General features: G+C 67.9%; 14 protein-coding genes and 1 tRNA gene. 9 read left to right on the top strand and 6 right to left on the bottom strand.

Going from position 1 to position 13,416, the window contains the following annotated elements; translation table 11 throughout:
• Nucleotides 1–97: 97 nt before the first annotated feature.
• Both AC1RR5_RS25050 and AC1RR5_RS25055 read right to left on the bottom strand, forming a co-directional pair.
• Nucleotides 98–730, bottom strand: a complete 633-nt coding sequence (locus AC1RR5_RS25050) for a DsbA family oxidoreductase (RefSeq protein ID WP_492926326.1) — start codon at nt 728–730, stop codon at nt 98–100.
• Nucleotides 731–818: 88 nt separating this feature from the next.
• On the bottom strand, nt 819–2,144 hold the full coding sequence (locus tag AC1RR5_RS25055) for a diguanylate cyclase domain-containing protein (protein WP_492926181.1): 1,326 nt from the start codon (nt 2,142–2,144) through the stop codon (nt 819–821).
• A 217-nt stretch (nt 2,145–2,361) separates the two neighbouring features.
• On the opposite strand from AC1RR5_RS25055, the gene AC1RR5_RS25060 reads away from it, so the two are divergent.
• Nucleotides 2,362–3,489: a CaiB/BaiF CoA transferase family protein gene (locus AC1RR5_RS25060; RefSeq protein ID WP_492926183.1), complete on the top strand. Its 1,128-nt coding sequence runs from the start codon at nt 2,362–2,364 to the stop codon at nt 3,487–3,489.
• A 171-nt stretch (nt 3,490–3,660) separates the two neighbouring features.
• A complete protein-coding gene (locus AC1RR5_RS25065) occupies nt 3,661–4,626 on the top strand; it encodes a YihY/virulence factor BrkB family protein (RefSeq protein ID WP_492926328.1) in 966 nt (321 codons plus the stop codon).
• On the opposite strand, the gene AC1RR5_RS25070 is transcribed toward AC1RR5_RS25065, so the two are convergent.
• The 4 genes from AC1RR5_RS25070 to AC1RR5_RS25085 form a co-directional block, all read right to left on the bottom strand.
• Nucleotides 4,595–4,840 carry a sulfurtransferase TusA family protein gene (locus tag AC1RR5_RS25070; protein WP_492926184.1) on the bottom strand — a complete coding sequence of 82 codons (246 nt, stop codon included), beginning with the start codon at nt 4,838–4,840 and terminating at the stop codon, nt 4,595–4,597. The two genes, AC1RR5_RS25065 and AC1RR5_RS25070, sit on opposite strands and share 32 nt — an antisense overlap.
• Nucleotides 4,833–5,570, bottom strand: coding sequence for a pseudouridine synthase (locus AC1RR5_RS25075; protein ID WP_492926186.1), 738 nt, complete (start codon nt 5,568–5,570; stop codon nt 4,833–4,835). Before AC1RR5_RS25075 ends, AC1RR5_RS25070 begins: the two co-directional genes overlap by 8 nt.
• Nucleotides 5,570–6,478, bottom strand: coding sequence for a class I SAM-dependent methyltransferase (locus tag AC1RR5_RS25080; RefSeq protein ID WP_492926188.1), 909 nt, complete (start codon nt 6,476–6,478; stop codon nt 5,570–5,572). The genes AC1RR5_RS25075 and AC1RR5_RS25080 overlap by 1 nt, the downstream gene beginning before the upstream one ends.
• Before the next feature lie 37 nt (nt 6,479–6,515).
• Nucleotides 6,516–6,605: transfer RNA gene (locus tag AC1RR5_RS25085), tRNA-Ser, on the bottom strand.
• A gap of 106 nt (nt 6,606–6,711) precedes the next feature.
• Here AC1RR5_RS25085 and AC1RR5_RS25090 point away from each other — a divergent pair.
• The 7 genes from AC1RR5_RS25090 to kdpA all read left to right on the top strand — a co-directional run bounded on the left by AC1RR5_RS25090 (nt 6,712) and on the right by kdpA (nt 13,415).
• On the top strand, nt 6,712–7,728 hold the full coding sequence (locus AC1RR5_RS25090) for a septal ring lytic transglycosylase RlpA family protein (RefSeq protein ID WP_492926190.1): 1,017 nt from the start codon (nt 6,712–6,714) through the stop codon (nt 7,726–7,728).
• A 46-nt stretch (nt 7,729–7,774) separates the two neighbouring features.
• Nucleotides 7,775–8,401, top strand: a complete 627-nt coding sequence (gene tmk / locus AC1RR5_RS25095) for a dTMP kinase (RefSeq protein WP_492926192.1) — start codon at nt 7,775–7,777, stop codon at nt 8,399–8,401.
• Nucleotides 8,398–9,408, top strand: a complete 1,011-nt coding sequence (locus AC1RR5_RS25100; protein WP_492926330.1) for a DNA polymerase III subunit delta' — start codon at nt 8,398–8,400, stop codon at nt 9,406–9,408. The genes tmk and AC1RR5_RS25100 overlap by 4 nt, the downstream gene beginning before the upstream one ends.
• Nucleotides 9,405–10,193: a TatD family hydrolase gene (locus AC1RR5_RS25105; protein WP_492926194.1), complete on the top strand. Its 789-nt coding sequence runs from the start codon at nt 9,405–9,407 to the stop codon at nt 10,191–10,193. The genes AC1RR5_RS25100 and AC1RR5_RS25105 overlap by 4 nt, the downstream gene beginning before the upstream one ends.
• Complete coding sequence (locus AC1RR5_RS25110) at nt 10,190–11,008, top strand: MBL fold metallo-hydrolase (RefSeq protein WP_492926196.1); 819 nt, start codon at nt 10,190–10,192, stop codon at nt 11,006–11,008. Before AC1RR5_RS25105 ends, AC1RR5_RS25110 begins: the two co-directional genes overlap by 4 nt.
• A 202-nt stretch (nt 11,009–11,210) precedes the next feature.
• Nucleotides 11,211–11,417 carry a hypothetical protein gene (locus tag AC1RR5_RS25115; RefSeq protein ID WP_492926198.1) on the top strand — a complete coding sequence of 69 codons (207 nt, stop codon included), beginning with the start codon at nt 11,211–11,213 and terminating at the stop codon, nt 11,415–11,417.
• 285 nt (nt 11,418–11,702) lie between these two features.
• Nucleotides 11,703–13,415, top strand: coding sequence for a potassium-transporting ATPase subunit KdpA (kdpA, locus tag AC1RR5_RS25120; RefSeq protein ID WP_492926200.1), 1,713 nt, complete (start codon nt 11,703–11,705; stop codon nt 13,413–13,415).
• The last annotated feature ends 1 nt before the right edge of the window (nt 13,416 follow it).

A 13,416-nucleotide genomic window follows, 5' to 3' on the forward strand; every position in this document is an offset into this window, starting at 1 on the left:
TCCAACAAAAATAGCCCCCTCCGCGACGGAAGGGGGCCCACGAGAAGCCTTATGCGCTTGCTGCAGTGCAAAAAGCAAGCGCAATGACGGATTTGTTTCAGTTCACCGTCGCTAGCGCCTGATCGATCGCCTCGGCGATGCGCTCCGGGGTCTCGGCGCCGACCACGGCCACCTTGCCGGCGAAGATCGCGAACGGCACGCCCGTCACGCCGCCCTGGACGGCCATGGCGTGCTCGCGGGCCACGGCTTCCTTGTCGGCGCCTTCGGACAGTAGTTGCAGCACCACCGCCCGTTCCATGCCGGCGGCCTCGGCGATGTCGGCCAGCACCAGCGGATCGCCGATGTCCTGGCCCTGCTCGAAATAGGCCTTGAACAAGGCTTCGACGACCTGGTCCTGCACGCCGGCCGTCAGGGCCCAGCGGATCAGGCGATGGGCGGCGTTGGTGTTGGGCGACAGTTCGATAGCCTCGAAGTTGAAGGCGATGCCTTCCTCGGCGCCGCCCTCGACCAGGGCCGCGTGGACGGCCTTCAGCTTGTCGGGGTCCTTGAACTTGTTGGCCATGTACTGCTTGCGATCGACGCCTTCCTCGGGAAGCGTCGGATCCAGCTGGTAGGGCCGCCAGACCAGCTGGGCCTGGACGTCGGGACGCAGGGCGACCGCCGACTTCAGGCGTCGCCAACCCAGATAGCACCAGGGGCAGACCACGTCGGCGACGACATCGATGATCATTGGCTGCTCGGCCACGGCGCACTCCTACGAACTGATGTCCGCTACAGGACGTGTTCCATATAGGCGCTGCCCTTACGGCGCCCAAGCTCTAGCTGGCGTCGCGTTTCAGGGCGCTGGCGGCGGCGCGTTCCAGGGCCTTGACCGCCCCTTCGCCGCGCTGGACCTCGGCCACGCCGATGTCGAACTCGCAGACGAACGGCGGACGGTCCTCGCCGGCGTCGAAGGCTGTGCAGCCGATGACGGCGGCGATCCGTTCGGCGGCGGCGCGGGCGGCGTTCTGGTTGGTCGCCGGCAGAGCCAGGGCGAAGACCTCGGTGGCGAGGCGCGCCGGGGTGTCCTCGACACGGACCAGGCGGCCGACCATCGAGCCGATCTGCGGGATGGCGCGGTCCAGCCAGCCGTTCTGACGGGCCCAGACGGTGTCGGGCTTGTCGGCGACGCGCAGCACGCAGATCGACAGCGGCCGAGCGCGGTCGGTGGCGGCCTTGGCCAGGCGCGCCAGGTGGGCGGCGAACAGGTCGCGGGTGAAGAGGCCGGTGGCGGCGTCCATCAGGCCCGAGCTGCGGGCCTTTTCCAGCGCGCCGCGGATCGACTCGCCGCGACGGAAGCTGCGAGCCAGTTCCATCACCCGCATGGCCGTCTCGACCTCGGGCGTCTCGGGCGAGGCCACGTCGGACACGCCGCGATGGAACGCCTCGGACATGGTCACATAGCTCTCGGCCTTCAGGTACAGCAGGGCCGGGATGTGGAAGAGGCGGGTGTTGCGGCGCATGCCGGCCGCGATCGACAGAGCTTCCTGCTGGCTGTCGCCAGCCCACAGCACCACGGAGTCGAAGGCCCGCTCGTGCAGATAGTCGAAGGCCGTATAGGCGGTGAAAGCGCCGACCACCTCGGCCCCACTGCTCTGCAAGGCGTTGGACAGGGCCAGGAACTGCGGCGCCGGCTCGCCAACGGCCAGGATGCGGAACGGGACGTCCGAGTTTTCCGGCAGGTCCAGGCGGCGACCGCGCTCGCCGAAGGTCTCGAGGCGCAGCTCGAACTCTTCCTCGGCGATGGCCGTGCGCACCAGGCTCTCCAGGCGCAGGGCAGCCTGGGATGGGTGCAGCGGCGGCGACAGGGTGAGGTCGAAGGCCTGGTTGCGATAGTCGCCGTCCGGATCGCCGATGGCGATGACCGGCAGGCGGCGCGGGGCCACGGCGGCCTTGAGCCTGCGAGCAAGTGTCTGGGTCTCGGGACCGGCGCTGGCTAGGTCGACGATGACGGCCTCGATCGGCAGGTCGCCCAGGGCGGCCAGGGCGGCATAGGGGCCACGCGCGGTGATGGTGCGCCAGCCCAGCCGGTCCAGCCCTTCGGCCAGCGGTCCGGCGCGAACATCGTCGCGCGCCACGATCAGGATCCGGGCGTAAACCGCCAAACCAACCTCCGGCCAAACGCTCGCATGCCCGGTCTGTACGCGACCGCCGAGATTCGACGCTGCAACATAGCAGAGGCCTAGCCCGGTCAAAGGTACGGAACGCCGCAGGCAGGGGATGAATCGATACCGGTCCCGTAAGGGCTTGCCTGACCGAACGTCAGGGCCGTTCTAGTGAGTGCGATCGGCGTCGAAAGAGCGCCGAAAGGGAGATTGCGTCATGGGCCAGGGTCCGCTTTCGGGGCTGAAGATCGTCGAGTTCGCGGGCATCGGCCCGGGACCGTTCTGCGGCATGCTGCTGTCGGACCTGGGCGCGGACGTCGTGCGGATCGACCGTAAGGGCCAAGGGCGCGGCTCACCGGCCGACGTCACGGCGCGGGGCCGTCGCTCGGTGGCGCTTGACCTGAAGCACCCCGAGGCGATCGAGACCTGCCTGAAGCTGCTGGAACAGGCCGACGGCCTGATCGAGGGCTTTCGGCCAGGCGTCATGGAGCGGCTGGGCCTGGGTCCGGACGTGGCGCTGGCCCGCAATCCCAAGCTGGTCTACGGCCGCATGACCGGCTGGGGCCAGACGGGGCCCTACGCCAAGGCCGCTGGCCACGACATGAACTACATCGCCATCACCGGCGCGCTGGATGCGATCGGGACCAGCGACAAGCCGGTGCCGCCGCTGAACCTGGTTGGCGATTTCGGGGGCGGAGCGCTGTACCTCGCCTTCGGCCTGTTGGCCGGCGTGATCCACGCCCGCGAGACGGGGCAGGGGCAGGTGATCGACTGCGCCATGAGCGACGGCGCGGCCTCGCTGATGGCCATGTTCTACGGCTTCAAGGCCGGCGGCATGTGGAACGAGGGCCGGCGGACCAACCTGCTCGACGGCGGCGCGCACTTCTACGACACCTACGAGTGCTCGGACGGCAAGTGGATCTCGATCGGTTCGATCGAGCCGCAGTTCTACCTGCTGCTGCTCGAGAAGACCGGCATCACCGATCCGCAGTTCCAGCACCAGATGAGCCGCGAGGAGTGGCCGCAGCTGCGCGAGAAGCTGGCGGCGGTGATCAAGACCAAAAGCCGCGACGACTGGTGCGCGATCATGGACGCCACCGACGTCTGCTTCGCCCCGGTCCTGACCATGGACGAGGCGCCCAAGCACGCCCACAACGCCGCCCGCGAGACCTTCGTCGAGGTCGCCGGGGTCATGCAGCCGGCGCCCGCGCCGCGCTTCTCGGCCACGCCGGGCGTCATCCAGGGCCCGCCGCCGAAGATCGGCGCCAACAATGACGACGCCCTGGCCGACTGGGGTTTCTCCGCTGACGCCATCGCCGGCTTGAAAGAGAACGGAGCTCTCTAGGAGCTGACGATCGCGTTCAGGTTCGGTTCAGGCGGCGGGTCATAACTTGCGGGTGTCGACCGGTCGCTGCGCCATCCGTCCCTCGATGTGGCGATCGGTTACAGGTTCATCCTGCGGAGACGCGTCGCTTTCCCAAGCGGCGCGTCTTTGACTCTGGGACCCCACGTCGCCATGGTCCGCCGGATGCAAGACCCACAGCATCCCATTCGCTGGCGCGACCTCGATCTCGATCCGACGCACTGGGCCCGCGAAATCCTGCGTGTTCTGGGCCTAGCTTTGTCCCGTTTGTGGGGCCGCGACGTCATGCTGTACGTCGGCGGCGTCTCGTTTTTCGCTCTGCTGGCCGTGTTCCCGGGCCTGGCGATTCTGATCGGCCTGTACAGCTTCTTCCTGACGCCCGAGAGCGCTGCCCATCAGGCCAACCGGCTGGCCGAGCTGATTCCCTCCGGCGCCCGCTCGATGTTCCAGGACGAGTTCTCGCGCCTGGCCCACGCGCCGGGACAGACGATTTCCCTGCAGAGTGCCGTCGTGTTGATCGTCGGCGCCTATGCCGCCCATCGCGGCTTCAAGGCGCTGCTGGCGGGTCTGTCGTTCATCCATGACGAAGAGGACCAGCGCGGCTTCGTCGGGTTCAACCTGATGGCGCTGTTCGTGCTGATCGCCGCGTTCGGCCTGCTGTTCGTGATGTCGGGCATCTTCCTGACCCTGCGCCTGCTGGGCACGGCCCTGGACCTGCGACCACTGGCCGGCGTGTCGTGGATCCAGTCGGAATGGACCTGGGCCAGCTTCGGCATCGTGGTCGGCATGAGCCTGGTCTATCGCTACGCCATGTCCCGCGAAGTGGTCGGCTGGCGCGCTTCGATCGCTGGCGGCGCGGCCGCGGCGGCGTTGTGCGTGTTCATGTCGTGGGCCAGCGCCTTCTATGTCGAGAAGATCGTCCACCTGGGCGCGACCTACGGCTCGATCTCGGCCGTGATCATCTTTCTCATCTGGCTGTCGTGGAGCGTGAACGCCATCTTCTTCGGCGGCGCCCTGGCCACCGAGGTCGAGATCGCCTTGGACGAACGCCCCCGAGCCTTGCTGGAAGGGCCGCGTGCGATCCCGCTTAAGGCGCCTTCCGAAGTCGAAAACGGATAACGCCGCCGTCCTGGTCGGCGATGTCGAGCACCTGCGCGCCGATCTGACCGGCGAAGTGCGGCACGTCGATGCGCGCCATCGGGTCGGTGGCCAGCAGAACCAGTTCAGCGCCCGGCGCGGCGGCCTCGTGAGCCTTGCGCAGCTTCAGGGTCGGGACCGGGCAGTGGTGGCCGCGCGCATCGACCAGGATCGGCCCAATGGTGTCTTCAGACATCGAACACGCCTTCGGCCTCGGCGGCCGGCAGGATGCGATACTGGCCAGGCTCCAGGCCGACGGGCAGGCCCAGGCCGCCGATCCGTTCACGGTGCAGGGTGACTACGTGATTGCCGACGGCCGCGAACATGCGGCGCACCTGATGGTAGCGACCCTCGGTGATCGTCAGCCGCGCGGTCTTGGCGTCGAAGACGTCCAGCTGCGCCGGGAGAAGCGGCTTTTCCTCGCCGTCCAGCATCAGCGTCCCGGCGGCGAAGACCTCGCCCTCCGCACCGGTCAGCGGCCGGTCCAGGGTCGCCAGATAGGTCTTTGGCACATGGCGCTTGGGCGAGATCACCCGGTGCAGGAAGTCACCGTCGTCGGTGATCAGGATGAGACCGCTAGTCTCCTTGTCGAGCCGGCCGACCGTGGACAGGCCCGGATCCCGGATCTGCCAGCGACGCGGCAGCAGGTCGTAGATCTTCTGGCCGTCTTCCTTGTGCGAGCAGGTCACGCCCAGCGGCTTGTGCATCAGCAGCACCAGCGGCGCGGGCGGATCGACGGCGACGCCGCGAATGGTCATGCGTTCGGGCAGGGTGGCGTCGACGGCGATGCGGGCGCCGGAGTCCTTCAGGATCTTGCCGTCCAGAACGACCTTGCCGGCGGCGATCAGGGCCTGGACGTCCTTGCGGCTGCCATAGCCCAGATTGGCCAGCAGACGGTCCAGCCGGGCCATCAGCGCCTTGGCCATTACTTGCGGGCCTCGAAGACCTTGTAGCCGCTACCTTCGCCGACCAGTCGGACCTTGGCGAAGCTCTCGCCCAGGATCGCCTCATAGGGCAGGTGGCGGTTCGCCACGATCCAGAAGGTTCCGCCTTTGCGCAGCGCTGCGGCGGCCGAGGTGATGAAGGCCTGGCCCAGCGTCTTGTCCTCGCCGCCGCCCTCGTGGAACGGCGGGTTGCTGACGATGAAGTCCAGATCCTTCAGCTCGGCCTGGCGTACGTCGCCCCAGACGAAGTCGGCGCGCGGATCGGTGACGTTGCGCTTGGAGACCTCGACCGCGCGATGGTCGAGCTCGACTAGGGTGAGCTTGGTCACCTTGGGCGAGGCCAGGACGTTCAGCGCCAGGATGCCGATGCCCGCCCCGAAGTCCGCGCCCACGCCGGCGAACGGCGGCAGGACCTGGAGCAGGGCGTTGGTGCCGGCGTCCAGGCGGTCCCAGCTGAACACGCCGGGCTGGGTCCAGAGGCCGTCGTCGCTGATCCGGCGCGGCGCGCCCGAGGCGAGCGCTTCCTTCAGGCCGGTGATCTCGGCCGGACGGACGACCAGGCAGATGCGGTTGTGGCGGCGGGCGCTCTCGCCGACCTCGCAGCCCAGGGCCTGGAGTTCCTTCTTCATGCGCAGGCCGCCGCGATCCTTCGGCGCGAAGGCCGTCAGGCGGCCGCCGGGCGCGAGAATTCTCAACGCTTGGGCGAGGACAAATCGTCGCTCCACCGCCCCGGCAGGGGCGCGGACGGTCACGGCGGTAAAGGATTCGTCCGGAACCGAGGCCAGATCGGTCGAGCCGACGATGAAGGGCGACAGCTGGACAGCGTCCGGCGCGGACGGCGCCAAGTCATGATCGGCCTGGCCATAGAGCGCGGTGGAGATCGCCGACATGCTTGTCCTGAAAGGGTTTTTCGAGAGTTTGAGGTCTTGGCGGGCAGGGTGGGATTCGAACCCACGGTAGACTTTCACCTACGGCGGTTTTCAAGACCGCTGCCTTAAACCACTCGGCCACCTGCCCGGAGCAGGCGGCTATATCAGCGCGATCCGCCCTTAACCAGACTTCAAAACAAACGAGTGACGATGTGGGCTCGGAAGGGGTGTCGCCCCTCTGGACGACGAGCGGAATGAACCAGCGTATTCATGAGGTCTGGCGGAACTTGCGCACCATCGGCCTTCTGGCCATGGCGGCCGCGAGCCTGGCCGCCTGCGCGACGCCCAAGTACCAGACCGGCAAGTCCGGCTATACGGTCGCGGCCCGCAACGACACCACGCGCGGCTCGGCGCCACGCGCGGGCTCGACGGTCGGCCGTGACGGCAAGGCGCTGCGCGGCACCGAAAAGCCCTATCAGATCAATGGCATCTGGTACTATCCGAAGGCCGACCCCGACTACAACGTCGTGGGCGTCGGCTCGTGGTACGGCGAGCAGTTCCACAACCGCCGCACCGCCAATGGCGAACTCTTCGACATGGACATCCCGTCGGCGGCCCATAAGACCCTGCCGCTGCCCAGCCTGGTTGAGGTGACCAACCTGGACACCGGCCAGAAGATGATCGTACGGGTCAATGACCGCGGGCCGTTCGTCGGCGACCGCGTCATCGACCTGTCCAAGGCCGCTGCCGAGCAGCTGGGCTATCGCCGCCAGGGTGTGGCCCGGGTGCGGGTGAAATATATCGGTCCGGCGTCCAAGAGCGTCTTCGACCCGCCGCGCCAGTACGCGAGGGCCGCGACGCCTCCGCCGCCTCCGGTGCGTTCCGGACCGCGCAGCTTCGACGACATCAAGGAACCGACGCAGCGCGTGCAGGTCATTCCGTCGCGTGGCGAGCCTGAACCCGACTGGAGCTCGACTCGCGCCCCGATCATGCAGTCGGCCCCGCAAATCAATCCGCCCGATCGGGTCTACGCCTCGGCCAAGTCGGCCTATCGCGTCCAGGCCGGCTCGTTCTCCAGCCGTGAGAATGCCGAGAAGGCCGTGCGCCAGCTCTCCGGGGCCGGCCAGGCCGCGATCGACACCATCGAGCGCGCCAGCGGCACGCTGTATCGCGTCACCGTGGCCGCTGGCCAGGACGAGGGCTCGGCCTGGAGCCTGCGCGATCGTGTGGAGTCGCTGGGCTATCAGGGCGCCACCATCCTGAAGCCCTAGACAAGGCCCCCTAGACAAGGTTGGGAAACCGGTCGAATGGAGACCGGTGAGCCAGGGTTATTTCATCAGTTTCGAAGGCGGGGAGGGGGCTGGGAAGTCCACTCAGATCCGCCGTCTCGCCGAGCGGCTGCAGGCCGCTGGCCATGACGTCGTCGTCACCCGCGAGCCGGGTGGCAGCACGGGCGCCGAGGCGATCCGCGAGCTGCTGGTCAATGGTGCGGCCGACCGCTGGTCGCCAGTCACCGAGACCCTGCTGATGTACGCCGCCCGCCGCGATCACGTAGAGCGGGTGATCCGTCCGGGCCTGGCGCAGGGCAAGGTCGTGCTGTGCGACCGCTTCGCCGATTCCACCCGGGCCTATCAGGGCGCGGGCGGCGACGCGCCGGCCAGCCTGATTGCTTCGCTGGAAGAGCATATACTGAACGGCACGATCCCGACGCTGACCCTGATCCTGGACCTGCCGGCCGAGGTCGGCCTGCAACGCGCCGAGGCCCGTGGCGGCGCGGCGCGATTTGAGTCCAAGGGGCTCGACTTCCACCAACGCCTGCGCGCTGGCTATCTGGAGATCGCCCGCCAGCAGCCCGAGCGCTGCGTCGTCATCGACGCGGATGCCGAGATCGACGCGGTGACCGCCGCGATCGCCGAGGCGGTCGCAGAGCGGCTGGATCTCTGATGGCGGCCCCGGCCCATCCTCGCGACGTCTACCAGCTGGACGGCCAGTCCGCCGCCGAGGCCGCGTTCATCGACGCCCTGGAGCGCGGCCGGCTGCACCATGCCTGGCTGCTGACCGGTCCCGAGGGCGTGGGCAAGGCCACCCTGGCCTACCGCATGGCCCGCCGCCTGCTGGGGGCACGGCCCGATCCGTCGATGGGCCTGCTGGGCGCGGCGCCGTCCGACGTGGTCAGCCGCCAGGTCGCCGCCCGTTCGCATCCCGACCTGATGGTGCTGGAACGCCTGACCGACGACGGCAAGGCCCGCAAGTCGATCCCGGTCGACGAGGCTCGTCAGCTGCCAGAGTTCTTCTCGACCACGCCCGCCGTCTCGCCCTATCGCGTGGCGATCATCGACGCCGCCGACGACCTGAACGTCAACGCCGCCAACGCCGTGCTGAAGACGCTGGAGGAGCCGCCGGCGCGCGGGGTGATCTTTCTGATCAGCCACGCGCCCGGAAAGCTGCTGCCGACCATCCGCTCGCGCTGCCGACGCCTGATGGTGCCCGCGCCGGGCGTGCCCGCCGCCGCCGAGATGGTCGAGCGCATGGCCGATGTCTCCGGCCGCGACGCCGAGCGCCTGGCCCGCATGGCCCACGGCGCGCCGGGCAAGGCCCTGCAACTGGCCGCCGCCAAGGCCCTCGAAATGGACGACGCGGCCAACGACATCCTGCGCGGCCTGCCCAAGATCGACGAGGGCGCGCTGCTGGCCATGGCCGACACCTTCCGGGGCGCGGAGGGCATGGCGCGCTTCGAATTGCTGATGGAGCGCCTGGCCGACCAGGTGCGGATCTTCGCCACCCAGGTGGCCGCCGACGGCAAGCAATCGCCGGGCCTGGACCGCTGGGCGACCGTCTGGGAGCGGCTCTCCAACGTGCCCGCCGAGGTCGAGGCGGTGAACCTGGATCGCGCTGACGCCTTCTGGAGCGTCATCTCGGACTTGCGCGCGGCGGCCAAGACGGCGATTTGAGCGGCATGCTCATCGACAGCCACGTGAATCTGCACGCGCCCCAGTTCGCCGAGGACAAGGACGCCGTCATCGCCCGCGCCCGAGAGGCTGGCATCGCCCTGATGGTCACCATCTGCGACAAGGTCTCGTCCTTCGAGGCCGTGCATGCCATCGCCATGGCCGAGCCGGACATCTGGTGCACGGTCGGCACCCACCCGCACGAGTCCAAGGAAGATCCGGAGCTGACCGCCGCCCGCCTGGTCGAGCTGGCCCAGCGCCCGCGCGTCATCGGCATCGGCGAGTGCGGTCTGGACTTCCACTACGACCTGTCGCCGCGCGACGTGCAGGCGGCCGTATTCCGCCAGCACTGCATCGCGGCCCGCGAAAGCGGCCTGCCGCTGGTGGTCCACACCCGTGAGGCCGACGACGTCATGGGCCAGATCCTCGAGGAGGAGCACGCGGCCGGGCCGTTCAGGATCCTGATGCACTGCTACACCAGTGGTCCCGCGCTGGCCGCCCGCGCCATGGCCCTGGGCGCCTGGTTCTCGGTCTCGGGCATCGCCACCTTCAAGGCCGCCGAGGACGTACGGGAAGTCATCCGCGACATGCCGGCCGACAAGATCATCGTCGAGACTGACTGTCCGTACCTGGCCCCCGTGCCGATGCGCGGCCGCCGCAACGAGCCGTCATATCTGCCCCATATCTACGACAAGCTGGCCGAGATTCGCGGCTGGAGCCGGGCCGACACCGAACAGCGGACCGAGGACGCCTTCTTCAACCTGTTCGACCGGATCCCTCGTCCATGACCGGACCGCTGGAGTTCACGATCCTGGGCTCCGGCTCGTCCGGCGGCGTGCCCCGCGCCGACGGCAACTGGGGCGATTGTGATCCGGCGGAGCCCAAGAACCATCGCTCGCGCTGCTCACTGCTGGTGCGCCGGCTCCAAGAAGTAGGTATGGGGCAGGGGGCCTCGAACGAGACCACGGTCGTCGTCGACACCTCGCCCGACCTGCGCCTCCAGACCGCCGCGGCGGGCGTGAAGCGCGTCGACGCGGCGCTGTTCACCCACGATCACGCCGACCAGGCCCACGGCATCGACGACCTGCGGCCGTTCTTCCTCAACCAGCGCCAGCGCATCCCGACCTTCATGGACCAGGCCACGCACGACGGCCTGCTGACCCGGTTCGAGTACATCTTCAAGACCCGCGGCGGCTATCCGGCCATCCTGGAACCGCGCCTGATCCCGCCGCTGGGCGAGGACTTCGCCATCGAGGGCCCCAGCGGGACGATCCCGGTTCACACCTTCGACGTCGACCACGGCGAGATCCGCGCGGTCGGCTACCGCTTCGGCGGCGTGGCCTATACACCGGACGTTCGCGCCATTCCGGACGGCAGCTGGGCGGATCTGGCGGATCTCGATGTCTGGATCGTCGACGCCCTGCGCTGGACGCCGCACCCGACCCACGCCCATGTCGAGCTCGCCCTGGAATGGATCGCCAAGGCCAAGCCACGCCGGGCCATCCTGACCAACCTGCATATCGACCTGGACTACAACGCCCTGACCCAGCGGCTGCCGCCCGGCGTCGAGGCGGCCTATGACGGCCTGCGCTTCACGCTCTAGGCAACTTCGCGGCCGTTGCGGAGTTTCCCAAGCGAGGCTGTATGCCTTGGAACAGGCGGGAAATGTCTGCCTTAACCGCAAGTTCGCCCAAGTTTGTCGAAAACCTGTCTGTACGTAACAGGGTTGAAATAAGCTCGTCCAACAACACCGTCATAGGGACGCGGTAGAAGTCACCTCCCGTGCGTCACTGACCAGACCTCCCATGGCTGAAACCGTCACCATCTCCCGAGAAGTTTTCCTGAGCTTGCGTGCGCGGCTGCCTGCCGTAACGCGTGAGCACCTGTTCGACTGCTACGCGATCAGCGAGACGACCTGGACCAAGCTGCGCGACGGCAAGCCGGTGAAGCGCTCCACGCTCGATCGCATACTGGCCAAGCTGGCCAAGCTGGATGCCCGCGTCGCCGCCTAGGCGCGATCTTTACGCCGCCCTTATGTGGCGGCTCAGCTTCGACATAGAGCCCTTACGCTCAGAAGTGGTCTTTGCTCTCCAACACCAAAGGAGGCCGCAATGGCTGATCTTCTCTATGGGGCGCTGGCCTTGGGCCTGTTCGCCCTGTTCGGCGCATTCGTCGCCGCGCTGAGGCGCGTGTGACCATGCTCGTGAACCTGCTGTGGGCGGCCGGGGCCATCGTGGTCGCCGGCTACATGGTCGCCGCGATGATGCGACCCGACAAGTTCTGACGGATTTCCTCAAATGAACTGGCAAGGATGGGCGGAAATCGCCCTGACCCTGAGCCTGGCGGTCGCCATCGGTTGGCCGCTGGGCGTTTTCATGTCGCGCGTCTGGAATGGCGAGCGGACGTTCCTCGACCCGGTGATGCGTCCCGTCGAGGCCCTTTTCTATACCACCTGCGGCGTCGACCCGAAGAAGAGCCAGAGCTGGCATGCCTATGCCCTGGCGCTGCTGGCCTTCAACCTGGTTGGGTTCTTCTTCGTCTACGTGGTCCTGCGCCTGCAGGGCGTTTTGCCGATGAACCCGCAGGGTTTCCCCGGCCTGTCGGGCCACCTGTCCTTCAATACGGCGATTAGCTTCGTCACGAACACCAACTGGCAGAGCTATGCGGGCGAGACGACCATGTCGACGCTCAGCCAGATGGTCGTGCTGACCGTGCAGAACTTCGTCTCGGCCGCCACCGGCGCGACCGTGGCGGCAGCCCTGGCGCGGGCCTTTCTGGCCAATCGTGGCGAGGGCGTTGGCAACTTCTGGGCCGATCTGATCCGCACAACGCTCTATGTGCTGCTGCCGGTGTCGTTCGTTGTGGCCGTCGTCCTGGTCGCCTTGGGTCTGCCCCAGAGCCTGTCGGCCGGCGTCACCGCCCACACCCTGGAAGGCGCCGACCAGAAGATCTCGCTCTACGCGGTGGCTTCGCAGGAAGCCATCAAGATGCTGGGCATCAACGGCGGCGGCATCTTCAACGCCAACTCGGCCCACCCGTTCGAGAACCCGACGCCGCTGACCAACTTGATCACGGCGATCTCGATCAACGTGCTGGGCTGGGCCGCCTTCTTCGCCTTCGGCCGCATGGTCATGGCCAAGAAGGACGTCCGCGCCCTGGTTATCGCCGCCTTCGTGCTGCTGTTCGCTGGCGCGGCGGGCATCTACGCCACCGAGACGCAACCGTCGCCGGCTCAGGTCGCCGCCAAGGTCGACACGTCGGTCAATATGGAAGGCAAGGAGGTCCGCTTCGGCGCGCCCGCCACCGCCGCCTGGGCCGCCATGACCACCGGCGCCTCCAACGGCTCGGTCAACGGCATGCATTCCAGCCTGATGCCTTTGGGCGGCGGCATCGCGATGTTCCTGATGCAGCTGGGCGAGATCCTGCCGGGCGGTATCGGCTCGGGCATCGCCATCATGGTCGTCATGGCCCTGCTGTCGGTGTTCGTCGCCGGCCTGATGGTCGGCCGCACGCCTGAGTATCTGGGCAAGAAGATCGAGGCCCGCGAGATCCAGTTCTCGATCCTGGCCGTGATCGTCATCCCGCTGTCGATGCTGGGCTTCTCGGCGCTGGCCGCCGTCCTGCCCGAGGCGCTGAAGGGCTTGATGCACGCTGGGCCTCACGGCCTGTCGGAGATCCTCTACGCCTACGTCTCCGGCACCGCCAATAACGGCTCGGCCTTCGCGGGCCTGACCGCCAACGCGCCCTGGTGGAACGTCACCCTGGCGATCGCCATGGCCATGGGCCGCTTCCTGCCGATCGTGGCCGTCCTGGCCATCGCCGGCGCCCTGGCCGCCAAGCCCAAGCTCGCCCCGACCGCCGGCACCCTGCCGACCGACGGCGGTCTGTTCGTCGGCCTCCTGGTCGGGGTGATCCTGATCCTGGGCGGCCTGCAATTCTTCCCCGCGATGGCGCTGGGACCGATCGTCGAGCACTTCCAAGCGCTCGGCGCGGTCGCGGCCCTTCGCTGAG

It is taken from the genome of Caulobacter sp. GW821-FHT11E11 (assembly GCF_058808315.1).

What these genes read in the sequence shown, in the direction of transcription:
- AC1RR5_RS25050 (WP_492926326.1), bottom strand. Translation starts at nt 730, where the DNA reads ATGATCATCGATGTCGTCGCCGACGTGGTCTGCCCCTGGTGCTATCTG.
- AC1RR5_RS25060 (WP_492926183.1), top strand. Translation starts at nt 2,362, where the DNA reads ATGGGCCAGGGTCCGCTTTCGGGGCTGAAGATCGTCGAGTTCGCGGGC.
- AC1RR5_RS25065 (WP_492926328.1), top strand. Translation starts at nt 3,661, where the DNA reads ATGGTCCGCCGGATGCAAGACCCACAGCATCCCATTCGCTGGCGCGAC.
- AC1RR5_RS25070 (WP_492926184.1), bottom strand. Translation starts at nt 4,840, where the DNA reads ATGTCTGAAGACACCATTGGGCCGATCCTGGTCGATGCGCGCGGCCAC.
- AC1RR5_RS25075 (WP_492926186.1), bottom strand. Translation starts at nt 5,570, where the DNA reads ATGGCCAAGGCGCTGATGGCCCGGCTGGACCGTCTGCTGGCCAATCTG.
- AC1RR5_RS25080 (WP_492926188.1), bottom strand. Translation starts at nt 6,478, where the DNA reads ATGTCGGCGATCTCCACCGCGCTCTATGGCCAGGCCGATCATGACTTG.
- AC1RR5_RS25090 (WP_492926190.1), top strand. Translation starts at nt 6,712, where the DNA reads ATGAACCAGCGTATTCATGAGGTCTGGCGGAACTTGCGCACCATCGGC.
- AC1RR5_RS25110 (WP_492926196.1), top strand. Translation starts at nt 10,190, where the DNA reads ATGACCGGACCGCTGGAGTTCACGATCCTGGGCTCCGGCTCGTCCGGC.
- AC1RR5_RS25115 (WP_492926198.1), top strand. Translation starts at nt 11,211, where the DNA reads ATGGCTGAAACCGTCACCATCTCCCGAGAAGTTTTCCTGAGCTTGCGT.
- kdpA (WP_492926200.1), top strand. Translation starts at nt 11,703, where the DNA reads ATGAACTGGCAAGGATGGGCGGAAATCGCCCTGACCCTGAGCCTGGCG.